Annotated in this window: 28 protein-coding genes; 6 read left to right on the forward strand and 22 right to left on the reverse strand. The window is 32.2% G+C overall.

Features of this window, described 5'->3' with window-relative positions:
- Positions 1-177: 177 nt before the first annotated feature.
- The 4 genes from VF726_RS13270 to VF726_RS13285 form a co-directional block, all read right to left on the reverse strand.
- Entirely contained in the window at positions 178-600 is a 423-nt protein-coding gene (locus tag VF726_RS13270; protein ID WP_440168761.1) for a hypothetical protein, read from the reverse strand.
- A 65-nt stretch (positions 601-665) separates the two neighbouring features.
- Positions 666-1,112, reverse strand: coding sequence for a hypothetical protein (locus VF726_RS13275; protein ID WP_440168763.1), 447 nt, complete (start codon positions 1,110-1,112; stop codon positions 666-668).
- Between the two features lie 188 nt (positions 1,113-1,300).
- On the reverse strand, positions 1,301-1,732 hold the full coding sequence (locus tag VF726_RS13280; protein ID WP_440168765.1) for a hypothetical protein: 432 nt from the start codon (positions 1,730-1,732) through the stop codon (positions 1,301-1,303).
- 29 nt (positions 1,733-1,761) lie between these two features.
- Positions 1,762-2,253, reverse strand: coding sequence for a hypothetical protein (locus VF726_RS13285; RefSeq protein WP_440168768.1), 492 nt, complete (start codon positions 2,251-2,253; stop codon positions 1,762-1,764).
- A gap of 74 nt (positions 2,254-2,327) precedes the next feature.
- Between VF726_RS13285 and VF726_RS13290 the strand changes: the two genes are divergently transcribed.
- Positions 2,328-3,452 (forward strand): hypothetical protein, encoded by a 1,125-nt coding sequence (locus VF726_RS13290; protein ID WP_440168770.1) that lies wholly within the window; start codon positions 2,328-2,330, stop codon positions 3,450-3,452.
- A 30-nt stretch (positions 3,453-3,482) separates the two neighbouring features.
- On the opposite strand, the gene VF726_RS13295 is transcribed toward VF726_RS13290, so the two are convergent.
- From VF726_RS13295 to VF726_RS13335, 9 genes are all read right to left on the reverse strand, one after another.
- On the reverse strand, positions 3,483-5,603 hold the full coding sequence (locus tag VF726_RS13295; protein WP_440168772.1) for a M23 family metallopeptidase: 2,121 nt from the start codon (positions 5,601-5,603) through the stop codon (positions 3,483-3,485).
- A gap of 90 nt (positions 5,604-5,693) precedes the next feature.
- Positions 5,694-7,505, reverse strand: coding sequence for a VirB4-like conjugal transfer ATPase, CD1110 family (locus VF726_RS13300; RefSeq protein ID WP_088362425.1), 1,812 nt, complete (start codon positions 7,503-7,505; stop codon positions 5,694-5,696).
- A 2-nt stretch (positions 7,506-7,507) separates the two neighbouring features.
- Complete coding sequence (locus VF726_RS13305) at positions 7,508-8,323, reverse strand: hypothetical protein (protein WP_440168774.1); 816 nt, start codon at positions 8,321-8,323, stop codon at positions 7,508-7,510.
- Positions 8,324-8,346: 23 nt separating this feature from the next.
- Positions 8,347-8,700 (reverse strand): PrgI family mobile element protein, encoded by a 354-nt coding sequence (locus VF726_RS13310; RefSeq protein WP_176397795.1) that lies wholly within the window; start codon positions 8,698-8,700, stop codon positions 8,347-8,349.
- A gap of 31 nt (positions 8,701-8,731) precedes the next feature.
- Positions 8,732-10,132, reverse strand: a complete 1,401-nt coding sequence (locus tag VF726_RS13315; protein WP_440168777.1) for a hypothetical protein — start codon at positions 10,130-10,132, stop codon at positions 8,732-8,734.
- Between the two features lie 21 nt (positions 10,133-10,153).
- On the reverse strand, positions 10,154-10,579 hold the full coding sequence (locus VF726_RS13320; protein WP_440168779.1) for a hypothetical protein: 426 nt from the start codon (positions 10,577-10,579) through the stop codon (positions 10,154-10,156).
- A 30-nt stretch (positions 10,580-10,609) separates the two neighbouring features.
- The gene (locus VF726_RS13325) at positions 10,610-11,002 is read right to left on the reverse strand and encodes a pilin (RefSeq protein WP_440168781.1); all 393 of its coding nucleotides are present in this window, start codon (positions 11,000-11,002) and stop codon (positions 10,610-10,612) included.
- 89 nt (positions 11,003-11,091) lie between these two features.
- Complete coding sequence (locus VF726_RS13330; protein WP_440168783.1) at positions 11,092-11,469, reverse strand: hypothetical protein; 378 nt, start codon at positions 11,467-11,469, stop codon at positions 11,092-11,094.
- Between the two features lie 90 nt (positions 11,470-11,559).
- On the reverse strand, positions 11,560-12,210 hold the full coding sequence (locus VF726_RS13335) for a hypothetical protein (protein ID WP_440168786.1): 651 nt from the start codon (positions 12,208-12,210) through the stop codon (positions 11,560-11,562).
- A gap of 114 nt (positions 12,211-12,324) precedes the next feature.
- Between VF726_RS13335 and VF726_RS13340 the strand changes: the two genes are divergently transcribed.
- A complete protein-coding gene (locus VF726_RS13340; protein ID WP_440168789.1) occupies positions 12,325-13,695 on the forward strand; it encodes a MinD/ParA family ATP-binding protein in 1,371 nt (456 codons plus the stop codon).
- 21 nt (positions 13,696-13,716) lie between these two features.
- Here VF726_RS13340 and VF726_RS13345 read toward each other — a convergent pair whose 3' ends face one another.
- On the reverse strand, positions 13,717-14,316 hold the full coding sequence (locus VF726_RS13345) for a chemotaxis protein CheW (RefSeq protein WP_440168791.1): 600 nt from the start codon (positions 14,314-14,316) through the stop codon (positions 13,717-13,719).
- Positions 14,317-14,511: 195 nt separating this feature from the next.
- Here VF726_RS13345 and VF726_RS13350 point away from each other — a divergent pair, with 195 nt between their 5' ends.
- Positions 14,512-17,052 carry a type IV secretory system conjugative DNA transfer family protein gene (locus VF726_RS13350; RefSeq protein WP_440168793.1) on the forward strand — a complete coding sequence of 847 codons (2,541 nt, stop codon included), beginning with the start codon at positions 14,512-14,514 and terminating at the stop codon, positions 17,050-17,052.
- 14 nt (positions 17,053-17,066) lie between these two features.
- Here the strand turns inward: VF726_RS13350 and VF726_RS13355 are convergent, their stop codons facing one another.
- A complete protein-coding gene (locus VF726_RS13355; protein ID WP_440168795.1) occupies positions 17,067-17,468 on the reverse strand; it encodes a hypothetical protein in 402 nt (133 codons plus the stop codon).
- Between the two features lie 128 nt (positions 17,469-17,596).
- Here VF726_RS13355 and VF726_RS13360 point away from each other — a divergent pair, with 128 nt between their 5' ends.
- Positions 17,597-17,890, forward strand: a complete 294-nt coding sequence (locus tag VF726_RS13360) for a hypothetical protein (protein WP_440168798.1) — start codon at positions 17,597-17,599, stop codon at positions 17,888-17,890.
- A gap of 95 nt (positions 17,891-17,985) precedes the next feature.
- Complete coding sequence (locus tag VF726_RS13365; RefSeq protein WP_088362438.1) at positions 17,986-18,675, forward strand: sigma-70 family RNA polymerase sigma factor; 690 nt, start codon at positions 17,986-17,988, stop codon at positions 18,673-18,675.
- A 60-nt stretch (positions 18,676-18,735) separates the two neighbouring features.
- Here VF726_RS13365 and VF726_RS13370 read toward each other — a convergent pair whose 3' ends face one another.
- Both VF726_RS13370 and VF726_RS13375 read right to left on the reverse strand, forming a co-directional pair.
- Positions 18,736-19,575 carry a sigma-70 family RNA polymerase sigma factor gene (locus VF726_RS13370; protein WP_440168801.1) on the reverse strand — a complete coding sequence of 280 codons (840 nt, stop codon included), beginning with the start codon at positions 19,573-19,575 and terminating at the stop codon, positions 18,736-18,738.
- A 49-nt stretch (positions 19,576-19,624) separates the two neighbouring features.
- Positions 19,625-19,900 carry a sigma-70 family RNA polymerase sigma factor gene (locus VF726_RS13375; RefSeq protein WP_440168804.1) on the reverse strand — a complete coding sequence of 92 codons (276 nt, stop codon included), beginning with the start codon at positions 19,898-19,900 and terminating at the stop codon, positions 19,625-19,627.
- 125 nt (positions 19,901-20,025) lie between these two features.
- Here VF726_RS13375 and VF726_RS13380 point away from each other — a divergent pair, with 125 nt between their 5' ends.
- Positions 20,026-20,781: a TIGR00266 family protein gene (locus VF726_RS13380; RefSeq protein ID WP_440168806.1), complete on the forward strand. Its 756-nt coding sequence runs from the start codon at positions 20,026-20,028 to the stop codon at positions 20,779-20,781.
- Positions 20,782-20,801: 20 nt separating this feature from the next.
- Here the strand turns inward: VF726_RS13380 and VF726_RS13385 are convergent, their stop codons facing one another.
- From VF726_RS13385 to clpX, 5 genes are all read right to left on the reverse strand, one after another.
- Positions 20,802-21,920, reverse strand: a complete 1,119-nt coding sequence (locus tag VF726_RS13385) for an FUSC family protein (RefSeq protein ID WP_440168808.1) — start codon at positions 21,918-21,920, stop codon at positions 20,802-20,804.
- A 143-nt stretch (positions 21,921-22,063) separates the two neighbouring features.
- Positions 22,064-22,975, reverse strand: a complete 912-nt coding sequence (locus VF726_RS13390; RefSeq protein WP_440168811.1) for a GGDEF domain-containing protein — start codon at positions 22,973-22,975, stop codon at positions 22,064-22,066.
- Positions 22,976-23,175: 200 nt separating this feature from the next.
- The gene (locus VF726_RS13395) at positions 23,176-23,775 is read right to left on the reverse strand and encodes a hypothetical protein (protein ID WP_440168814.1); all 600 of its coding nucleotides are present in this window, start codon (positions 23,773-23,775) and stop codon (positions 23,176-23,178) included.
- A gap of 36 nt (positions 23,776-23,811) precedes the next feature.
- The gene (locus tag VF726_RS13400; RefSeq protein ID WP_440168817.1) at positions 23,812-24,513 is read right to left on the reverse strand and encodes a JAB domain-containing protein; all 702 of its coding nucleotides are present in this window, start codon (positions 24,511-24,513) and stop codon (positions 23,812-23,814) included.
- 97 nt (positions 24,514-24,610) lie between these two features.
- A complete protein-coding gene (gene clpX / locus VF726_RS13405; protein WP_440168820.1) occupies positions 24,611-25,729 on the reverse strand; it encodes an ATP-dependent Clp protease ATP-binding subunit ClpX in 1,119 nt (372 codons plus the stop codon).
- Between the last annotated feature and the right edge of the window lie 115 nt (positions 25,730-25,844).

Raw genomic sequence — 25,844 nt, forward strand, 5'->3', positions numbered from 1 at the left:
AACGAGTAAATTGGTAGAAAGCATTTAAAATAATTCAAATCCGGTGGTCCCTACATTACCTGAACCCACGTTTAATAATTTGATGAACGTAATACAAAAAGATGTTAATAAGTTCAAAAGAACCTTTTAACATCTTTTTGTTTACATTCACCTGAAAGATTTTTCACACAATTTATTTCACTCAAATAATGTTACATCTCTCCCGGATTCATCTATATATCCAAATTCTTTGAATGTGTTCTTGATATCTTCAAGATTTTCCGTTGATTTAAAATAAATATATGGACTATTTATTTCAAAAAACTTTGGTTCAATCGAGTATTTTGGATTACCCTTTATCATTTTTTTAATTTTAGATTTAATTTCATATATCTTCGTTACGTTAGATGACTCATAGAATCCTAATACGTATTCTTTCTCAATATTTGTATTTTCTTTCACTTCAATCTTATTGTGCTTATCATTATTCTTAAATTCACTTTCGTTTATCGGATAATACAATAATCCCATACAGGTAATAATTATTAGTACAAATAATACTAATATAATTATTGAAAAGGTTCTAATTTTCTTTACTTTATTTATCATTCTCCTGTTCATAAAACCTCCCTTATTGAAGCTGTTGATTTACTACTTATACTTTTTATTACCTTCCATTCCCACTTTTAAAATAATTGGGTTCCTCCACCGTTGCCGTCGTTTATATATTTTACTTTTCCGTATTCTACTAGATCTAAACGTATATTTTCTATTTTGTCTGTAGATTTAAAACCTATAAATAGATCATCTGGATCATAGGTTGTAAAATACATTGGTATGATGGTGTAATTTGAGTTGCCTTTCATAAGCTTCTTTATCTGATTTTTTATTGTTTTAATTTCTTGTTTGTCGGTACTTTCATACAATGTTAAACCGTACAATGCATTTTCCGCTTTATTTTTATCCATTACATTTTCAGTTGCTAAATCAGGATTCTTTTTAACTTTATCAGTTTGATAGTTATCTATATTTCTGAAACACGCATAGAGAAAGAGCAGAATTATTAAGACTAGTATTGAAAAACAAACAAATAATTTACTCTTTCTGGTTTTGATATTTAGTAAATCAAACATCCATTCACCTCCATATAGAATACTGCTATATCATTTGAAGGAACCTATTACAAACTCTAGAAATTTTGAAAACACTTCAAAGACTTCTTCAAACACGGACTTAAATAAATCTACACAGGCTTTTGAAGTAGTTTTAAGTAATTCTTTAATTTGATTTAAATAAAAACATACACCCACATACCTTGGTATTAGAATAATTCAGTTGAGTTACCAAGTTTTTGTATTTCACCATATTTATCTAAACTCTTTTTTACTTTTTCGATGCTTTCATTTGTTCTGAAAAATATATATGGGTTTGTAGTATCTATTTGTTTTATTTCTGTATCATAATTAGACGATTTCTCTATAAACTTTACAATTTCAACTTTCATTTTTTTTATTTCATTTATATTTAATTCTTTATTAAACGACAATATATAGCTGTTTCTTTTCGACTTGTTATCATCACCTTTATTATTAAGGTTAGTAGAATCTGATACTGCTTCTTTTTTTTCATTTAAATACTGTGTCCAAGCCTCAGATGTACTTAAATTAAAAACTACAAAATTTGCGATTATTATAGCTATTAAGCAAATAAACGAGTTATTTATATAATTTTTTAATATCTTAATTCCGTTCATATCATTCCTCCATTAAAAGAAACGTTGAACTATTTAAAAGAGCTCGTAACAAAATCTAGAAGTTTAGAAAACACTCCAAAGACTTCTTCAAAAACGGACTTAAATAAATCTGCAAAGGCATCTGGACTAGTTTTAAATAATTCTTTAATTTGGTTCAAATAAAAATCTACACCCCACATACCTTTAGATACTAAGTAATCTTTAAATAGAAATACGTCAGCGAATGTGTAATTTGTAAATACCCATAGCATTAAGGCCATTAAGACGACATACCTTATCCACGGTAAATCTATAGTGAATCTTAGTAGTAAACCATATGTAGCTGCTGATAAGACTAAGATTATAATGAAATATACCAAATGGTTACTTAAACCTATATGTGAACTTAACCATTCGAATGGAATTAAGCTAGCAAAAGTTCTATACATAAACATAATAAAGAATAACCAAAGTAATTTAACTGATAATCCTAATACAACAACTACCGCTAGAATGTAACCAGCTATTTTTGCTAATATCATTTGCATCCCCCACTTTCTTAGAGTATAATAATGCAAATTTTCCAGAAGTAAAGTTATATTTGGGGGTGATTTGTTTGATTCGATTCTTAAAAGAAAATAAATTAATTTTGTTTCTTTCAAGTACAGTTTTTATAGTATTAATTGTGTTAGCTGTTAGTTTAGTGTCTTACTTTACTAATAATGAAAAAGTGGAAGATGTGAGGGTGTATAATAAACCTGATAAAAATGATGAAAAAGGTGAGCCACTTCATAAAGACTATAATCCTGATATTAAAGAGCCTTTTGATGAAAATAAAAAATCTTATGCTGTTTCTGATCTAGTATTCTCTAAACCTAATGAGCATAAAAATGTTACTGTTGCTGGGACTGGTGCAACTCTTACAGCCGGAGGAAGTAATAATATATTAATTCACGCTTACGGTGGTTACTTATATACCAATTACTTACCTTCAAATGAAACATTTACAGTAGAGAAGTTTACTGATTATAGTAATATGGATTCATCTGGAAAATACATATTCTACTCTGAATACGTTGATCCAGTAAAAAAAGAAGAACAAACTTTACGAGTGTTTACTAAGGATGAATATCTTAGAAAAGAAGTTGGTAAGTTAGAGAAAGGTATGAAAATAAATAATTCGGTTTATTACAAAGGAATGTTTTTATTTAGTGCTTCGGACCTAGCTGGTACCAAACAAAAAGCAGATGTTGTTATTTCAGATACTTCAGTTTCTCAACCGGAGTATGATAAATTAAAAGGTCTACTAAATAGTCATCAATTTACATTATTTAAAGTATATAAAGACCATCTATATGGATTCGATAAAAAGTCACAATCCATTTATGAATTAACTGGTGGTAATCTAGTATTAAAAACAAAAGTTCCTACGCAATATCTACTTAATTTTGCTCCTTCAGAGAATAATATGGTACTTATCTATAATGATTTAAAAAATGTATTCTATACAATTAACGGTAAAGAATCTAAAGAATTACAAGATGCTACTTATCCAATATGGTTCGATGATAATCAACTTCTATTCCTAAAACAATTCAATTTACATATATTTAATATGAAGAAACAAGAATTGAAACCAGTGTTTTCAGGAGTTAGTAGTCTATATGTAGATAAAAATAGAATTTATATGCAGGAACAAAATTCAAATAGCATTAAAACAATCGACATATTAAATCGATAATAAAAAAGAGAGGATTATATCCTCTCTTTTTTATTTCTTACCTTCAGCAGCTAATAGGTTAAGAGCATCCTGTTTCTCAGATTTAAACCTTGGTCTACAACAGCTCCATCTTTCATATCTTCTGTCATAGATTTTTGTTATTATGTCTGCGTCACTCATACTTCTCCAACCATCAACGCCACCTAACGCTTCTTTAAATAGTGCAGTCTTACCTCCTAGATCGTGCGTTACATTATATCTATGTTGTGTCGAAATTGACCACCACATCTGTTGAACTGCATTGGATCTAGTATTAGGATCGAAACCGAATTTACTAATTGCTGCTTCGCGAACTGAATTATAGTGGGTTTCATATTGGAACTGATATTGAGCTTGGAAGAATCCATTTTTATCAGATTCATATAACGCTCTCCAAGCAGGACCAAATGAACCAATTACTCTCGGTACACTATGTAATTTCTCATAATATTGTGGGTAATGTTGACCTAGAAACTTCATAAAATCATCCATTGTACCAGTATTTTGAGGAACCTGATAAGAACCGCAACTCATTCCACCTGGGTCGCTTGCGTGGTGAACACACATACCTGGGTCACCGGAACTCTCATATTTCTCAGCTAAAGCACCTAAGTTCGCGCTCATAGGAGTAAACCCTGGCATAATAATCACTTCTCCGCCTTTAGCTTTAGCTTTCCAGCTAGATTTAAACTCGTTTGCGTGATTATTTGTTTTACCAACATCTTGAGGTGTTCTAAAGCTCATTTTGAATTGTGGATCTTCAGGGTTAACCCTTTCACCACAAATAGTTAATGCGCCACCAGTTAAATCTGCCCCTGAACCTTCAGCTACACTTGTACAAATTTCAAAGTGTAAATGATATGGAACTGCTGGCTGATTACCCGCTGCACCAATTAATTGTCCCTGTGATACTTGTTGGCCTTTTCTAACAACGATATCGTCAGCGTGCATATGCGCATACATTGAGAAGAAGCCACTACCGTGATCGATTAAGACTATTCCTCCGTATCCGCCGTTGTTTACACCTGAACTTACTACTGTTCCGCCTTTAGCAGCAAATATAGGAACGCCTGTCACACCTGCAACACCCATATCTATACCTTTATGGAACTCTGGTTTTCCGCCTAACATACGATTACCATAGCCATCTGCGAAATTCCACGTACTAGGAATCATTGGAACTAGCCAATCCGTACCCATTACACCCATTGGGCTAGAAGTCGATGGATATGCAGGGTATTTTTCTGAAAACTTCTTAAGGTATAATTCTTTCCATTTATTGAACTCTTTTTTAGAGTCCTTACCTGAGCCTTTGTCACCATCTAAACTTTTCAATAAAGAAATTTCATAAAATTTATCTAGAATTTCCGCTGTCTTAGGGTATTTAAAGCTGTCGCCTTTTTTATCCCCTACAACATTAATGTATTTATCTGTACCCATTGATTCTTTTATACCGTCTTCATCACAGTCTTCACCAATAAGGAAACATCTATATACTACTAATCTATAATTCATAAAGTAATGAGTGAAATTCTTTCTAAAATCTTTTTCTTCATTTTCTTTAAATTTAAAGAAGTTTATTAATTTTCCATCAAATAATTCTCTCGCATATTTATAGTTCGATGCGAAAGTTGTTTTTTCTAATCTTCCGCCCTTTACAAAATCTTTATCGCCGATTCCATATAAACTTAATGTATTTAGGTCGATACCTGCCATTACACGAATCCAAGTTTCTGCTTGGTCGTATACATCAGGGTCATCAGTTTTAACACCTGCTTCTTCTTTAGTTCTAAAGATTTCAGCGTCACCTTTATTTTTTAAGCCGTCATATACTTTTTTACGAAGCTTGTACATTTCTTCAGATAAGTCTTCCACCGCGTCTACATCAATTGGTGGCTTAGGACACGATACTTTCCCTAGAGTAACTGCCTCTGTAATTCCTCCTAATAAGGATCCACAGAAAAAAGCTGATACTACTGAAATGATAATTAATATTGGGAATACAATAAAAAAGAAGAATACTAGAACTGCAATTAATATTACTCTTATAATATTATTGCCATTAGATGCAGCCTGTTTGCCTTTGTTCTTAAGGAACCTTTTAGCAAATTCGCCTAGTACTTTCATCCACATAGGCTTCACCTCCTAAAACTTTCAAATATTATAGTGTTAATGCTTTTAATTTCAATAAAATAAAAAGAATAAAAAGCAAATGACTGCTTTTTATTCTTCTGCACCACTTATACATAGTTGATGTTCGAATTGGTTGGCTTCTATTTTTACCAACGTTTTATTTTGACCAACATACATAAGTGCTTCTCCTCGATCGGCTGTTCTTAAGAGTCCTTTTTCACTTTCTGTAATCCCTAACACTTCTTCTAAATAATGAAGTTCGTTAGGGTTTTGTTTTAAGAGTATTTGCATACTTGTATTTGAAATAATACTCTCCCCGCCGTTTTCCATAAAGTCTCTTACGTTCTGGCTTATGATGGATAAACCTGCATTAAATTTACGTGCAGTTTTTGCCACTTTTTCTAAGAATCGACCAGAAGATTCGTTCTTTAACATAATCCAGGCTTCATCAACTACTATTAGTCTTCTCTTTTTGTCTCCTAATTTAATTTTGTTCCATATATATTCTAGACATATAAACATAGCAATATCTGTCATACTTTGTTCCAAATCGCGAATACCGAATACAACAAAGTCGTTATTTAAGTCAACGTTAGTTTCTCCGTTGAATAAATTCATTACACCCGTTACGAATGGCTCTAGCTCTTTGGCAATTTCTGAAGAGTCCTTAATCTCACGTAAAGATGTATCTAAATCAGATAAAACAGGCATTTTTTGTGTTGTAGAGCCTACTGTGATGAATTCTTCATCGATTACTAATTCATCCTCGTCATCTTTAACAATGCCGGCATCTGTAATACCGAAACGTTCGTACATTCTTTGAATACCAAATAAAATAGCCCTTTTTTCGTTAGGTGTTAGTTTTTTATCTTTACCTAACATAACTTGGATCATTAAGAATACATCCATTACTTTAGTTGATAAGAAACTTCGAGAATCGTCTTCCAGTTGAACATTAGTTGAAATTTCTAATGGATTAATTCTATCTTTGGAGTGTGCGCTCAAGTTAATAAACTGACCACCAAGTGCCTGAGTAATAGCTCTATATTCATTTTGTGGGTCTATAACTATTACTTTAGTACCCATTAGATAGTGTCTTATAGCTTCTAATTTAACGAAATAGGATTTACCGGCACCACTGGTAGCCAAAGTTACGGAGTTATAAGAGTTTAATTTGAAGCGGTCAAACATTACGAGGGAATTGTTGATTTGATTTATTCCGTAGAGGATCGGAATACCTTCAGTATCCGTAAGCTCAGCACTTACAAGTGGGAAACAAGTAGATAAACTGTCTGTATCGAAGTTTCTTGTTTTTCTTATTCTGTCGTCACCTATTGGTAATACAGTCATAAATCCTTTATCTTGCTGTAAAACAGCTATTCTTGTTGTTAACTGCATTGAACCACATAATGATTCGATTTCCTCTGTTAATTGATCCAAGTCATCTACATATCTTGCACTAACAGAAATATATATTGCTTGGTAGAAGAACCGAGATATACCAGTGTGAAGCTTGTCCCTTAAATCTTCAGCATCTTCTAATGCTGTAACAACTTCAACGTCTGTTATTCTACCATTCTTTTCATCCATTGAAAGAGTAGACATATATTGTCCAATTCTCTTGTTTAAGGTTTTTATTACCTTAGTTCGAGACCAAGGTGTTATATGAATGGAAATATCAATATTGGCATCATAAGAGTAAAGGGTATCTAGCCAACCCATTCTAACTGTTCTTGGATATCCTACAACAACAAATGTTCTTACTAATCTATTACCTACAACGTAAAATGTTTTCTCATTTTGAATTGTATCTGGTGCTATTAAATCATTTATTTTATTTTCTCCTTTAGAAAGGATATCTTTTTTTACCACTCCTTTATCTTGTTTTTTTATACCAAACATCGTTATTCGCCTCCCTTATCCTGCTTGACATAAAGTGATGTAAAGTTATTTGGATTTATACCTTTTAATGATTGGTATACTGAGCGTTCTTTGTTATATGCGATATAGAATAATTCGAAGGAATCCTTATCATTTAAGATTTTTCCAATGATACCGAAACGTCTTAATTGCTTAAGTAAAGTTTTCTCTCTTTGACTAAGAGTTTTAAAAGCTTTTTCAAACATTTTTTCTTCTATAAGTGCTTCTTCTTCATCAGTATTTTTTGAGTCTTCGTCTCTTTTTCTATATTTTTTTAAGTTGTCATTAGTTTCAGTAGAGTTCTTTTGAGTGTCTTCTCTAAATGAAATAACAAGAAAATCTCGTTTAGTTTGAACTGAATTTTCTTTAATTAGCTCTCTAATAAATCTTGAATACTCATTTAAACCTTTCATTTTGAATGCGTTATCAGCTGTGTTTTCTCTTTCTTTTAAGAAGGCAAGGTAATCATTAATATCAACTAACCTTGATTGTTTATAGAACTGAATTTTAAAATCTAATGAGTTTAGAACTCCAGCATAAACTTCTCGTACCATTTCTTTTTCTTCCTCTTCCATTAACTGAGTATTAATACAAGGAACTTGAATTAGTTTTATGTATTGCCCGTTTTTTAATTTAACAACCCCTCGTCTTATGTATTCGAAAGGCAGTTGCTCTTGTGTCGTATTAATTTTTTGTTCTGCTTCAATCTTTGCTTTTTTATTTCTCTTAACTAGCGCTGTGACTAGAAAAATTAACATTATTATTAAAAGTACAAATGCTCCTAAGATCGCCCAGATCATATGTTACCTCCCTAATTTAGTGATTAAACTAATAAAATATCTTCTTCTATTTGTTCTTGAATTGAATCTTCTTCAATTTCTTCAAGTTTTGAATCCGTAGCACTATATATCATTTCTTTCGGTAAAGACTTATAAATGATAAGTACCATTAAGAACTCATACATAGGCATATCGTATTTTTTAAAAAAACCAAGAATTATACAAGTTAAGAATATCGGTATCCCTATACACATAGATACTGACATAGGAATACTGTCAGTAATGAACATTATCATTACTGACAGTAAACCAAATGCAAGAAATCCTAGTTGAGGGAAAGTGAAACTACCAATTCTATCGGCAATGTTTAACTCTTGTGGTATTGTGAATTCATTCACATATATCCCCCCTATAAAGTCGTTTTAAATATTATTTTTTCTTATTCATTTGTGCTGAACCGAAGTTCTTTTTAATAGAAGTCTTCATTCTAAGAGCAGCTTTTTGACTTGCAGCTCCTTTTTGTCCGCTTGGTGCATTTTTAATATCTCTGCCCGATCTAGTTGCTGCTTTAAAGTTTCGTTTTCCTCTTTCTTTAAGAGAGTTAGTGAAACCCTTAAATCCTTGATACATATTATCAACGTTTCCGCCACCTACATTACCGTGAATCATTTCTGTTGCTAAGGCAGGGACTTGATGTAAGAAGTTAAGTGCAGCGTAAAGTGCGATCCCCAAACCAACTATTCCAATTCCGGTTGTTTTTGCTAATATAGGTAATTGTGCTAAAAATACACCAGTAGCGAACAACGCAATAATTACAAATAATTGACTAAATATTTCCTGGAATAAACCTCTAATAAACGTGTGGCCAGTTTTTTCTGTTTTATCTGTTGCTAAAGAAGCAAACATTAATGGGCTAATTGCTGTATAAATATATAACTTAAACATTCTCACATACCACCATATTATTGTTTTAATGAATGGTACTAAAGTGAAAATTACAACTATAAATAATACTAGAATTGTAAAGAATGTAGCAGCAGCTCCACCTGTTTCAGATGCAGAACTTACAAACCCAACAAATGACATAGGTAGTATCGCATCAATTGAAGCGCTGACTCCATTGGCAATTGGAACCTTTACACTAGATAATGCATAAACAATCTTATTATTTATATTTAAAATATCTTGTACAAAATATGGTGCATAGTAAACGAGTACCATTGTCATTAGGTATCTAAAACTAAATTTAAATGGATCTATTTCTACTTGGGCTGTTAATATTTGATAGCTATAATATAGAATTCCGAATACCATAAGAGTTAAAGATAACCATTGAATCATACCTGTAACACTCATTAAGCCTGAAATATTTGTAACGTTTACTGTTTCAGTGAATACATAAGCTTGATTCATTAAACCTAACCCTGTCGAATCCCCTGCACAAGTGCTAGAGCCTATTAAAGCACCAACTGTATCCTTAAATAATTGTGCGAAAAATCCAGTAATAATTTCTGTGAACATCCCGCTATTCAGTACACCTTCTTCTTTTTGTGTTTGGGCTGCATCACCAGATGGTGCAGGTGCAGTACCATTCGCTCCATCTTTTGCTCCATCTTTTTTACCGCCATTAGCAAATTCATAGATTGCTTTTTGTTCCCCTTCAAACCAACAAGTTTTTTTACCTTTCTGGTAATCCGTGAAGAAACCAGTAGAACTCACCATTTTTTGTGCTCCATCCACTTTTGCATCTGCTGCACTAACAACCACTGGACTAACTGTGGTTAGTATAGTGAAACTGAGCATTGTGAATGTAAGAAATTTCTTTAACACTTCGTTTCACCTCCTCTTTTATTAACCTTTCATAATACTCATTAAAAGTCTTACGATAGTAAAAGTTGATAGTATTATAATTATTGAAACACCTGATCCTAATAAGAGTGTTTTTGCAAGAGTAACTTTTTTATCATTACCTGCTGAAACAATTAATTTATAAGCAGCATAAATGATTACTAGAACCGCTATACCGAGCATAGCCCCCGCAATTGGGTTGTATATTTTCACAATTTCATCAACCAAATTGTTTTTTGCCCAGTTTTCACTTGCACTTTTATCACCTGAACACGAACCGCCTGAAGTTAATCCATCGGTTCCGTGATTCGCATACTGTCCAGGTGCACAAGCTGCCTCCACTTTTTCAATAGTTGAAAAGTTTCCTATTAAAAAAGCGGAGGAAAATGCTAACAGAGCAATTAAGAAAAGCTCTTTTAAGGTTTGCATTTCCTCCCCTCCTTCTGTTAAAACTTAGTATTAACCGAATTTCAATCCAGAGAATACCCTAGCGATTACAAATGCGCTTAATGCGATGACAATACCAATACCTGAGTAAATTAAAATCATTTTACCTTGTTCAGCTTGTCTTTGATCACCGTTTGCTAAGATGTAACGTAGACCACCAACAATGATCATAATGATTGAAATACCAAGTACGAATCCTGAAAAGATATTTGCTGCTTTGTAAATAGTTTTCATTATCTTATTAGCCTCACCTGAATTTGCATCATCAGATGCAATGTCCTTTCCAGCAAATACATCAGCGTGTACTGTATTATTAGATAAATTCACCTCGGCAACAGAACTAACGCTAAATGCCGCCATAAAGGCAAATGCAAATGTAACAAATAATTGTGTAATCTTTTTCATAAACATCCCTCCTTTGTTCTGTCAAAATATACATCAATTTTTTTCCTTTTCAAGAAAAAACACAAAAAAAAATAAAGGTGCAAAAACCTTTATTTTTTGGAGGTTATATCTTCTATTTCTTGTTTTATTTCAATAATTTCTTTTTCTAATGTTGCTAATTGAAGTTTTTCATCCATAGTCGCTTGTCCTGATTCTATATGTTCTTTCATAACCTTATGTTCCATTTCTAATACCGTAAGTTCTTCATTTAAGATTTCTAAGTCCTCATTATCTTCTTTTTCAATAGACTTAAATGTACCCACTGTTAATAAGAACATTAAAATTAAAATTACGAGTATCAGTTTAATGTCAATAAAGATAGAAAAAATTATTAGTATTGAGCCAAATATCCATAAGTTACGAACACGCTTATGACGTAAAATATGTTTTAACAAATCTTTCATAAGTTCTTTCAAATTGAATTTCATATTGAGCATCACCTCTCCTATTAATTATCCAGATTATACGTATATCTTTTTTATTTGGTAGTTTATTTAAATAAAAAAAAGACTCAAATATTATGAGTCTTGTCTGTCTTTACGGATCCAGTTTTCAATTCGAACAACATTTGCAAAAGATGCATTGTTTGGATCGATTTGCTCTTGTTTTGATTCATTCTCTTTTTTTACCTCAGTTTCTTTTTTAGTTTCTTCTTTTGGTTCTTCTTTAGTTTTACTCTCCTTATGCTCTTCATTTACTTCTGTAGTACTTGATTTTGAATGTTTCGCGAATAGGTTTAAAACCACATACAAAAATGCACTTAGTAGAAAAATTTCAAAGCGTCTTTCAGGTAATGTGTACCAATTAAACTTAAATACAGCGAATTCAAATGATTTTCCCATAAATCCAAATAATAGTGCAGTAATAGAAAAGATAAATCCATATGTTTTTAAAGAAATAAATCCTCTAACAGTTTTAGAGAAAGATGATATGTACATTAATAATCCAAAAAGTCCAAATACAAAAATTAGTGGTAGAGCGATTAATGCTTCACTTACTCTTTGATATTTTAAGTTTTGAACAAATAGTGGAATTAAAATAAAGAAAATCATAACTGCTGTATGGTTCATAACCATTAAAGCTGGTACTGCTGCAATCAGCGCTACTTGCACGACTGCTGGTAAACCCATAATCTTACTAACCAAATTATCAAAATTGTTGTTGTTCATAAAATGAACCTCCTTAAAATTTATTATATATATAGTACTCACTTTTATCTTTTTTGGGAAAAAAGATTGATTTCTTTTTATCCTTTATTAATATATAACCGTGAGGTGGTCGAAATGATTTCTATATTATTAGCAACGGGCTTTGAGAAGCTGGATAATACTCTAGCGAACTATTTTAAAAAAGATACAAAAATTGAAATACTAGAACAACGTGTTTATTTTAGAGAGGGTCTAACTGACTCTATAATGAGAAATAAACCTAGCATTGTATTATTAACAGATAAACTAGAGGGTAATACACTTTCTTTAGAACAATTAATTCGACTAACAAGAAGAAAGCACCCAAAAACTAGATTAGTCTTTATAATGAGCGACAAAGACAATCATAAGTTAAAAAAACTCCTTTATCAACTAAGTGTTTTTGATGTTTTTAGTTTAGAACCAAAATTAAATGTAAAAGAATTAACTGAGTCTTTTTTTAAACCAAAAGAGTGGAAAGATGTTGCGCATCATTTCCCAGACTTAGAAGATGAGGAAAATTTCGAAGTAGATGAGGATTTCATCTTAAATGCAAAAGATGGTTTGATTTTAGACGAAGATTATTCTTCATTTGAAACAAAATTAAAACAAAACGTAGGAAGTGTTTTTCATAAAACAGCTGCTATATGGTCAATTCGTCAACAATCAGGATCTACTTTTTTAGGCATTAATACCTCATTGTTACTCGCTCAACATTCTGACCAAAAAATATTACTTGTTGACTTCAATCCTAATAATCCAAACATACATATTCAATTTAATCTAGAGGATATGGATGGTAATCATAACTTAGCAGCTCTTTGTGAAGATATTGAATCAAACTACATAAGAGGGGCTTCAGAAGTGAGTGATTATCTATATACTCACCCATTCTACAGCAACTTAAATATTATGTTTGGTTCGATTCTTAAAAGCGCTAAACCTAAACAAGATACAATTATTCAAGCACTACATCTAATCTTAGAATTCGCGCGTACCGAAGAATATACCACTGTCCTATTTGACTTAGAGAGCGGTTTAGAAGAACCATTCATTTTAGAGGTTTTAAAAGCAGTGGATATCATCTTAACTCCAATTACTGATTCTCCTGGTAATATTATAGCTGCACAAAAAATATTTGATAGAGAATTTGGCCCCTTCTTCCTTAACTTCTTAGATTTAAAAAAGATGTATCCAATACTAAATAAAACAGGAGATGAAGAGAATCGAGATAAGATAAAACACTTTTTACAATCGATTCTAAACACTAAAATTGAAGTATCTATTCCTTTTAGTGATGAAATTACTGCTTCTATAAATTATGGTTCTCCATTACTAAAAAAAGGGACAACCCCTGAATTAATGGTTCCTCTTACGCGAGTGGCGAATAAAATTCATAATGTATTTTCTGTTCCACCGCTTAATGATAATAAAAAGCCAGAAAAGAAACGATTTGGCATATTTTAAAGGCTAGCTTATGCTAGCCTTTTACATTTTCTCTATCATCTTGTGAATTTTAACTAGCCCATCTACGTAGAAACGGTCCAACTTTCTTCTATTAGATTCAATTAAGAAGTTTAATGATTCCAATTTCAGTTTATCGATCATTGCTTGCCTTTCATTCCATTGACTTAGTAGTATTTCTTCACCGTTCAAGACAATATTTACATCTATTGAGAATGCTTTTTTAATCAACGGTAGTGATTCGTTGCTAACGAAGTGTGAAAAATCGACTATTTTATAATCCTTGTATAAATGTTTAACATATTGTTTTTCTAAATACGGCTCTTTAAATTCGTTATACCTGAATTCTTCTATACCTATTATCTTTTCAACAATAAAACCTAACTTCATATTCTTTGTTTGTATGACAAGCACCTTAGATTCCTTTGTCAATTTCGCTTCTTCAATTGATAGTAAAGCGACAGTATCTATGACTGGAAGTGTTCTATTATTCCAGAATGTTAGTTTCATTTCTTGTCTACTTGTTTTTACTATCTTATCTACATCTAATACTTCTACCACTTCATCAATCGACGTGGCAAATAGTTTGCCCATCCAACTAAAAACTAAATACTTATCATTCATATTTAATTCCCTCTTTCTATTTCTATACTTTGTTGTGTATCGCTTCTATTTCAATAATTAGTTTTTCTCCTTTCTTAACCTCTATTTCAAGTAATCTTATCGTCTCTCAAACAAACTGAATTATTGACTTCTTAAATTGACAATCCATATCAAATGAATATATTCCAAGAGTGTTTTTCTAAAGGAGGGATATCTTTGTTCGACTCTACAAAATTCGATTTTGGGGTATTCCAAACAGCATTAGTGTGGATTGGAGTTTTAATAATTCTATCTACAATAATTCATATCATTTGGATTATCCATCAAAATTCATTGATGAAACGTAATGGTAAAAGTGGTGTACTTTTACAGGTTCTTTTGGAAAAGGATGCTGAGGTATCACCATTTGAAATAAGTCAATTATGGACAGCCTTTCATTCTTACCTTCCTTGGTATAAAAGAATCGGGAAACCGCAAGATCACTTTTCTTTTGAAATCCGCTCAGTAAATCAATTAAAAGGTGGCGATAAAGAAAAGAAAATAACATTCAACTTTTGGGTTCCTGAAAATATGGCCGAATTAGTTGAAGAGCGCTTAAAATCTACATATCGTTATTGTGAAGTTATTAGAATGGACAGCGATTATATACCTGATCCAGAAGACCCGGACCTAAGTTTCGAAGCTGCTGAATTAACATTACGTGAAGACAGTGCCTTCTCTATTAAGCAATTTCACGATATTGAAGTTGATCCTCTTTCTTCTATCTTAAGTTCTCTGTCTACGGTAAACGAAAATGAGGTTGCGATTATACAAGTTATGATGCGACCAGCATCTTATAAATGGAATAAAACATCTGCAAAGACGTTAGCAAGATATGAAAAAACAAAGAAAAAGCCTGGAAAAATGCCTGAATGGACAAATTATGTAGGACGTTTCTTAAGAGGTTTCTTCTCTATAATTGACGAAATTGTTCACGGTTTTTCTGGTGGAAGACCTGAGGATATAAGAGTAGATGGCCCTCAACAATCTAGTTTGGATTCAGTGAATCAAAAATATATGCTTGAGAAAATACAACATTTAGGCTTTGAAACTCAAATTCGATTCCTAGTTGGTTCCCCTCTAGGACAAGATGCTTCAAAAGGTCGCCTAAGACGAATTATGAGTAATTTCCAAGAGTTAAATAGTGTACATAATGGTTTTAAAAAGAATAAATTCACTAACTCTACTTCGGTACATAATCGTATGCGCGACCGTTATTTCAACGTTATCAAGAATCAAGATATTTTATCTACAATTGAAATTGCTGGATTCTGTCATTTAGTTAATAAAACTACTACAACTCCAGGTATCGTTTATATTCAGAACAAGAAACAACCATTCCCGAATGGGATTGCTAAGGAAGATCCGTTTGCAATGGCACCGGATGAAACGGGAACGCTTCAACCTGTCGGATTAGATTTAAATGCACGTATGAGACACGTATACATAAGCGGTATGACCGGTGTGGGTAAATCTACATTACTTGAGAATATGATTATAAATGATATAGAGAGAGGCCGTGGAGCCGTCGTAATTGATCCACACGGTGAGTTGGTTGATGTAATCCTTGAAAAGATATCGCTCAGACGTAAAGACGTCTATATTTTAGATCCTTCTGATATTGCGAACCCTTTCGGATTAAATCTCCTTGAGATCTCTGCTAAAGACCCTGACCGAAGAGAAATGGAAAAAGCACTCGTGGTAGATGCTTACATTACTGTTATGAAAAGGGTATTTGGTGATGGTGCTATAGGACCTAATACTGATGATATATTTCGTATGTCAGCAGCAGCAATCCTAGATTCACCAGAAGGTGGTAGTTTATTAGAGATGTTACTAATGCTAGTAAATGATGGTTACAGAAAAACAGTGCTACCATATATAAAAGATCCAATCGTTAAAAACTACTGGGGAGAAGTTTTCCCTAGCTTGAACCAAAACAAACAGTTCGCTACAGCGAATCTAAACGCACCATTAAATAAAATTAGAAGATTCTTAGCTAATGGTGTAATTTCAAATATCATCTGTCAAAAGAAATCGACTATTGACGTTGCCGAAGTAATTAACTCTGGTGGCGTAATATTAGCTAGATTTAGCCGTGGGGATGTTGGTTTTGAGAACTCGGCTTTATTAGGAACAATGCTTATCTCTAAGATACAGATAGCAGCTATGCAACGCGTATCAATTCCTATGTCACTTCGAGTTCCTACGTTTCTTTATGTAGACGAATTTCAGAACTTCGTTGGGGATTCCGGGGGCGCAAAATCTTTCGCAGAAATACTGAGTGAAGCCAGAAAGTACCGCCTCGGCCTTGTAATTGCCCATCAGTTCTTAGATCAACTTCGTCAAAGTGGTGGTAACTTCCTAATGTCGGCCATCTTTAATAACTGTGGTACCATTATCACCTTTAGGGTTGGACCGACTGACGCAAAATTCTTTGCTGATATTTACTATAATCCGCGGAATAATACCGGTTATCAGGAGCAAGATATTGCGAATATAGGTAAGTTTACAGTTATCATACGAATAATGACGAAAACCGGTATTCAAAGTCATCCTTTTACTGCTTTCCCTCTGCCACCGGTGAAAGCAAACCCACACGCAAATCCGCAGCTAATGATTGATCGTTCTCGTAAAGCAATTGGTGTACCAAGAAGCTTAATTAGAAATTCGATTGAAGAACGTGCACAAATGGATACAATTTCTTCAAACGAATAAGAAAAACACCGAGGTTAAAATCCTCGGTGTTTTTTTATATGTATATCATAGTTATTTTTATTATTGTATACCCACTCTGAGAAGTTCTCTCTATGTAAGTTAGTATGATCCTCGTGTAAATCAAATTTCTCTAATCCAGAGGGTTCTGATTTAAACATACAGTGCATTTCATTCTTGCATAATTCGCAAACAGATATTTCATTATCTTCTATATTTATTTTTAAGTTATTATCAACGTCGCCCTTACAATCTATGTCCTTCCATACATTGTAACTTCCTACTTCAGTAGAATAGGCTTTAAACTTCGTAAGTTGTTTATATGTATTATTACTTTCCCCTTTAACGATTAAACACCCTTTTGGTGCCTGTATACTTTCTTTACTTAAAAGTCTATTTGTTTCCGGATACCACTCCACTAATTTGCTCTTTATCCTACTCTCCTCCTCACAAACTTATACTAAATTAAAAATTTTCAAGGGAATTAATTATCGGAATTGTATTGTATAAGAGATAAATAAAACAACACCTTAGGAGGCAATTTCTAATGACAAAAATTCATCTTAAATCTTCTGCTACAAAGCCGAAAGATAATAACTTAGGTACAGTAGATACTTATAAAACTGAAGTTAATTTAAATGTTACATATAATATCGTTGCAGGTGGTACAGAAACTATTAGTGCAGCGCCTACTGATCGTCTTATGATCATTACACAAGGTTTCGCTAATACAAAGGACAAAAATTTAGAAATTCGTGATGGCTCTATCATTGAAATCAAAGCCGGCGAAGAGTTTGCATACCAAGGACAGTTAAAATACTTCCTAGTATCAGTTAAGTAAGAAACGAGAGATTCTCTCGTTTCTTTTTTTGTTAAAAAGGTTTCAGACTTTTTTCTTTCAAAGGTTAGGTGATAACTTCCAAGAGGAGGAGCGTTATGGCTACTAAAATAGAAACATTGGACTTACAAGAAGTATTAATGTTAGCTAGGGAGAATGACGAACGTGCGACCCGCTATTTAATTAATCGTTATAAGTCTATGATTAATACCATCATAAATACAGAACAATACTTTTTACGTTCTGGAGACAGAGATGATTTATTCTCAGAAGGCCTAATTGGTTTAACTAGAGCAATAAAAGATTTTGACGAAACAAAAGGAAATGCGGGGAATTTCCAAAAAAACTTAGAGAACTTTTTATATATGTGTATTAGCAGGTCATTAATTAGTGCTATTAAAACATCAAACAGATTAAAACATAGTCCGCTGAATGATATGATTTCTTTTGATCGTCCTTTACAAGATAACGAAAATCTAACTGCGATGGACCTTTTTGCTGCCCGTCCTGAAATTCTACAAGCAACTAGCTTAGAGTTTATGAATGCAGAAGAGAAATTGATATTAGAAGAAAGCGTTGAACGTTATAAAGAAATGCTAAATCAAGAACTGAGTGAAAGTGAGCGAGATGTGTATACCCTTCGCTTGCAGAAATACTCTTATAAAGAAATCCAAGAAATTTTAGGATTAGATAAAGCTAAAAAGATTGATAATGCATTACAACGCGTGAAAACAAAATTAATGCAAATCATTGAGCAAGAAGAACGTAAAGCGCAAAGTTTTGAATAAAAACAAAAACACACAGTACCCTGTACTAGTGTGTTTTTGTTTAATTTGCTTTGTTAGAATTTACACATATTCTCTCAAACGTCTTCTTCTTTCAGTTCTTCCGCCACCGGCTTTTAAGGTTTGTAGAGCTTTCTTTTCTACTTGTCTAACCCTTTCTTTACTACATCCTATTAATTCTGCTACCTCTTTAAGGGTACGCCCTTCAGGTTTTCCATCTAAGCCGAATCGATAATACAATACTTCCTGGGCTCTACTCGATAAAGTGTCTAACGCATCAAATATAGCTTTTCGTCGATCTATATCTTCTTCACTTTTTTCGAATTGTATTTCAGGCAATTCAAATGTTTTTTGTTCAATTGTGTTTGAGAACTCCGAATTCTCTTTTTCATATTCTAAGCTTAAGTTTCTCTTCATATGGCGCATAGCCATTTTTACTTTCTTTTCGCTTTCCCCAATGGTTTCTGCTATGCTGCTTACTGTTACTTTTTCACCGTTCTTACACAGTTGTTCTTTTGCAAGAGAGATTCTGTTAATGATTTCGTGTATATAAACTGGGACACGTATTACTCGAGATTTATTTTGAATTACTTTATATATTCTTTGAATAATCCAGTAATAAGCGTAAGTGCTAAATTTATATTCGCTTGCTAAGTCAAAACGTTGAATTGCAACGATTAACCCTTCTGATCCTTCTTGGATTAAATCTTCTAGATCAACACCGCGATTGTTAAATTTCTTTGCAACATTTACAACCAACTTTAAGTTATGTTGAATCATAATATCTCTTGCATCAATATCCCCACGCTGTGCTTTCTGCAAGTAATCTCTTTCTTCTTCTGCTGTCAATAAATCATATTGAGCAATGCCTTCTAACAACATAGTTAAAGCAGATTTTGTCATTCCTTATCCTCCCTTGCAAATTGACCACAATATCATTTTAGTTTTTTGGTCATCTGAGTTTATATTCTTTTTCTAGGTCAAATCGTTCAATTGCATCGATTAACCCTTCTGTTCCTTCTTGAATTAAATCTTCTAAATCAACACCGCGATTTTTATATTCTTTTGCTATATTTACAACCAACTTTAAGTTGTGTTGAATCAAAATATTCCTCGCATCTATATCTCCGCGCTGTGCTTTTTGTAAGTATTCACTTTCTTCTTCTGCTGTTAACAAATCATATTGTTCGATGTCTTCTAACATCATAGTTAAAGCAGATTTTGTCATTCCTTATCCTCCCTCAACACTTGACCATAATACCATATGAGTTTTTCAGTCATTTTTCTGTTCTTTTTATATTATACGGGTATTTTATATTTCATAGTAAAAAAATAAATAGGAGGTGCTTATTTTTGAAATCACACGATATTGAATACGATATAAAAGGTGCAGATATACAAATGGTTGATATAATACTAGATCCGGAGGAAACTGTAGTAGCTGAAGCTGGCGCAATGCTTGCTATGGATGGATGCATTGAGATGAAAACTTCCGTATTAGATGGTTCTTCTGCAATGTCAGGTTTATTAAATATGGGTAAACGCTTAGTAACTGGAGAAAGTTTATTTTTCACTAGATTTACGAATAAAGGTAATGGAAAAGCTAAAGTGACTTTTGCAACGCCTTATCTAGGTAAAATTGTCCCAATTGATTTACAAGAAACTGGCTCTGCTTTCCTATGTAACAAAGGTGCTTTCTTGTGCGCGGCACAAGGTACTGATATTTCGATTGGTTTTCAAAAAAATATAAAATCAGGTATATTCGGAAGCACTGGATTTATTTTACAGAAAATAAAAGGAGATGGACTAGCATTCTTGCATTCTGGAGGCAATTTATATAAAAGAGTTTTAAAACCAGGTGAAGAAATCTTTGTAGATTCAGAGGCTTTAATCGGTTTTAATGAAGGAATTAAGTTTGATTTAAAATTCGTTAAAGGTGTTAGAAATATGTTATTTTCCGGCGAGGGAATGTTTTTATATAAGATAACTGGACCTGGTATCGTTTTAGCCCAATCCTTCAACTTTAAAAAGTGGGCTGAAACTTCAAATGTTCATTCAAACGAGGCAATAAATACAGCAGTAAAAAGAATAATGGAACAAAATGAATAATAGGTACAAAAAAAGAAGAGTTATGCTCTTCTTTTTTTGTACTTTAATGAATAAATTAGTTTTTTAAAACCGGTTGGTGAACTACTTTTTTCATCTTTTATTTTGAAATTTGTAACCATTGTTTCTAATCTTTCTAGTTCATTTACTGTTTCTACTAATGCATTTACTATAGGGAATAATCTCCACCATAATTCTTCGTTTTTAGGATCATAGTGTTCCATTAATTCATTTACTGTGTTTCTTAACTTATCATCTATTCGTTTTCTTTTCTGTTCAGTATGTTTTTTAGGTTTTGGAATTGTTTTATCTTCGTACATTAAGAATATTGTTTCCTGGTACTGCAACAATTCGTTAATTGTGTCCATTACTTCTTCAGACTCTTTACTTGAAGTTCGGGTCATAATATTTAAATGCTTTTCTATTTTTTCAAACAGAAGTATTTCTCTTTTAATAACCCTTAGCATCTGTCGGAATATAACTAGCTTTCTAATAAAGTTATATTTATTACCGAATCGGATTCTATGCTTTTCTTCATTTAGTAATTCATAGTACCCTTTTGACTTATTATAATTCTTATCCAGTTTCTCTTTCTCTTTTTTAAAGGTGATAACAGAAATTTCTTTTTGTGGTACTACCCTTAATAGAACGCTTAATCTCTCTTTTAATCCTTTAATAGATTTTAAGAATCTATCATCGTGTTTAGGTGGCATTACTAATATATTGATTATGAATGAAGAAAATACACCTATTCCAACTAAAGTAAAACGATTCATAACAGTAAATACTGTTGTACCGTGTAAATCAGAGGTTAAAATTGCTATGACTGTTAGTACGGATAGATTAACTGTTTTATTTAATCCGAGAGCAAGGTTTACTGAAATTGTGATTATGACTATGATACCTATATATACAGGTTCTGTCCCTAAGAAGTAAAACCCCAGTGTAGCAAACACTCCGCCAATAAAATTGGTTAATACTACTTCCTTTAAATATTTCCAAGATCTCATAATAGAAGGTTGGATAGCAATCACAGCTGCAACTGCTGATAAAACTGCTGGTTGAAAGTTTAGCCAATGTGCAATCATCAAAGCTAATGCTACGGATAATCCTGTTTTTATTATTCTGGCACCTATATTCATTATCGCTCTCCTTTCGATAAAATACATAGTAAAACAAATACTTAAAAACCGCAGATAGGATTTTATAAGGATATTGTTCTAATAATGTATATCAAGCGTATTGATTATTTTTTTAAAGTAAAAACGCCTGAAGGTACAGGCGCTTAGTAGTTTTTACCCTCTTCTAAGAACTCTTCGCTACTCATATTTTTAGAGTATTCGACTAGGTTAACATCCATCTCAATTTTAAAACGGTAATCATTTATTACCATCGGCTCTTCATTTAAATAATTTTCTAATCTCTTAATGTATTTTTGAGCACCTTCTAAATTAGTCTCATATAATAGAATGCCAAATACTTCATCACTAATACGAGATGGCATATCTGTTTTTCTACTTTCTAATTTTAGAATTGTGCCAAAGTTTTTTAATACCTCTTCGCCGCCTTCAAAACCTAGTTTTTTATTTACTTCTGAAAAGTCCTTTATTTTTATTACAGCAAGCGTTAATGGTTTTTTAAATCTTTTTGCTTTTTCAGCTTCTAAGTCGATTTGTAAGCGGAAGTGTCTAGAATTATATAACCCAGTTATTACATCGATAACTGACATTTCTTTCATTGTTTCAACCATTTCATAGTATTTAAGAGTAAATCCTAGTAATTGTACAATGATATATACATCTGACCATTTTTCTCCTAAATCAATTTCTTTATGTAAGCAGAAATAACCGACCACTTCTTCCCTTGAAACAATAGGTAACATTAAATAGAAACCTTCATCATTATAATCACCTATTGGTTTTTTGTTTTTATATACTTTAGAGAATATTTCTTGTTTGTTTTCATACGCTGCTCTTTGTTCGTTATCACCTTTGTACCAAAGCAATTCGATTTTTTTATCTCTATTATATTGCCAAATAGAATAATCCGTTTCTATTTCTTCTAAGAACTTATTTACTTTCTTAAACACATTTTTTGATTCTTGCTGATTTCCTAACATCTCGAATATTTCAGTTATTTCTTTGAACTTCCCCAGTTCGATATTATTGTTTTTTAATAGTATTTTTAAATGTTCCAAATTACAGCCCCCTTTTGGAGAATCCTATGCAATTTACCATTATTTAAAATTGAACTCAAGGAAACAGATAAAAAAATACAATTGCTTATATTTCTCCCTTTAAAACCATATATACTACCTTCAAACAAAAGAAAAAGGGCAATAAGCTTTATATAGGCTTACTACCCTTTTTCTTTATATATATGTTAAAAGAAATTTTATTAAGATGCTTCTTGATTAGTATGGTCCTCTTGCTTATTAACCATATGATAAATTTCTTCATATGCGTTAATTAATAGGTTCTCATATTCATTAAGTGAACCATTCAATTGGTTTTTGTGCTCTTCGAAAGACATAATAGTCTTTCTTAAAACATTTTCAATGTACTGATTTCCTTGATTGATCAGTTCATTTTTAACTTTTTCTCCGTGTGCGATAGTGCTATCCTTAATTTCATTGGCTTCCATTCGAATTTGCTCAGCTTTTTCTTGAGCTTCTTCAATTATTTGTAAAGCATACAATTCTGCTTCTTTCACCGGATTTAACTTTGCAATCATTTCTTCAGTTTCACGTAATCTATGTTCAGCTTGCTTTTCAGCTTCTTCAAGGATCTTGTTTTCTCTTGTTTCAATTTTACGTGCTTTTTCCAATGATGCTTCTACTCCGGCACGGGCATTTGCTAAAGCTTCGATAAAGCGCTCTTTATCTAATACTATTTTACCAAATCCTTTAAATGTTGCAGCTTCATAAACAAATTCTAAATCATCTAAGTAATCGTATGCGGTCTTTTTATTAGTTTCTGGCATATTATTCACCGTCATATGACGGATAGCACTCCCTTCAAATACATTCCTTTTTTAGATCAAAGTATCCCATTCCCCGTTGTTTGTGACTTCAATAATTGTCATTGGATTTAGGAACCGTTTAAATGTTTGGTATGTTTTTTCGATATTGGAATCGTTTTTCAACATTACCAAAAATTTTACGTCTTCATTTTCTACTTCTTTTTTCAAATTTTCAAGGGGTAAACACTTAGAATAATAAATTTTATTTTTTGTAATAATAATTTCATCATTTGAAGTGAAAATTTCATTAATAGTATCTTTAATTTTCAGCAGATTATTAAAATTAAACTCTTCTATATTAATTGAAAGGACATTAAAATCTTCTTGTTTTCTAGCAGGGAAGCTGGACCATTCATTAGCTTCAAAAAAACTATAATATCCGTATTTAGAAAAGACCATATAATCAGCAATCTCTATTGCTAAGATCGAGGCCCAAGTATTTAGAAGTTCCGCATTTTTATAATCCATTAAAGAAGGTTCCGGTGATACTTTAGGATGATTATGTACGATTACTGGATTTTTACCATTAATCTCCTTGTACTGTAGGACTGCTTTCGTAAACTTCTCAAAAGAACTATTTGTAGCACTATCTGATACATCGTTACTTATCCAAAAGTGATGGAATTTATTATTTTGATCCTGGAACACCAGGTATTGTTTTTCTAATAATTGATCTTTATATAAACTGTTTAAGTAGTTGAGTAATTTTTTCATTTATTTTCACCATAGTTTCATTTTATTTTACTCCCTATTATAAACAGATAAATGCATATTTTCCCATAACAAAAAAAGACTAAAGGGAAAATCCCTATTAGCCTAATTTTTTTTGAACATCTTCTTTATTAATTGTTCTTTTTTCACCATTATAGATGTAATCAAAAGTTACTTCCTCTAGAATAGCGCGTAAGCCCCTAGCCCCAACTTTCTTCTCTATTGCTTTTTTCGCAATTTCATTAATCGATTCAGGCTCAAACTCAATTTCGAACTGTTTATATTCGTTTTCTAAATTTAATTTCATTACTTGTACCAATTGTTCTTGAGTGAGTTCTTTTAATGAAGCAATAACTGGAATACGGCCAACGAATTCACGGATTAACCCATATTTTACAAGGTCTTCTACTGTTACTTCTTCATTAAATAGATTTTGTGTTTCTGTGCCCACTTCATTTTTATTTTCAAATCCTATTTTCTTGTTTTTAGTAGTTCTTTTTTCGATAACTTTATCTAAACCGTCGAAAGCTCCGCCAAGAATAAATAGGATATTACTTGTATCAATTTGTATAAACTTAGCGTTTGGATGTTTTCTTCCGCCTTCTGGTGGAACGCTAGCTACTGTACCTTCTATAATTTTTAACAGTGCTTGTTGTACACCTTCACCAGATACATCTCTTGTAATAGAAACATTTTCACTTTTTTTGGCTAACTTATCAATTTCGTCGATATAAATGATTCCATTTTCCGCTTTTTCTATATCATTATCAGCTGCGCGAATCAGGTTTAATAATACGTTCTCTACATCTTCCCCTACATAACCAGCCTCAGTTAATGAAGTTGCATCAGCAATAGCGAATGGCACATCAATGATTTTAGCAATAGATCTTGCTAACTCTGTTTTACCAACTCCTGAAGGACCTAGTAATAAAACATTACTTTTAGATACACCTTTTTTACGAGCTAGGTGCTTATAAATAGCAACTGAAAGCTTTCTTTTAGCTTCATCTTGACCAATTACATATTTATCTAACTCTTCTTTTATAGCAATCGCTGTCTTAAACTTAGATTCTATATCAGTTGTATCTTTTAATTGTTCTTCTAAAAGTTGTGCACATCTTGCAACACAGTTATCACAAATCGCGGAACTACCAATTCCTTTGATTATTTGTTTAACTTCTTCTGCTGTATTATTACAAAAACTACAATTTATAGTCATAAATACCTCCTACCAACGTAAAGCTTTTGGATCTTTTGCTTTCGTTCCCCATTTAAAAATATTTTTATCCTCTGCTTTTTGAGAGACGATTTTTTTAATAAATTCTTCTTTTGTT

This window comes from Bacillus sp. Brlt_9 (genome assembly GCF_051948935.1).
Lineage (GTDB): Bacteria > Bacillota > Bacilli > Bacillales > Bacillaceae_G > Bacillus_A.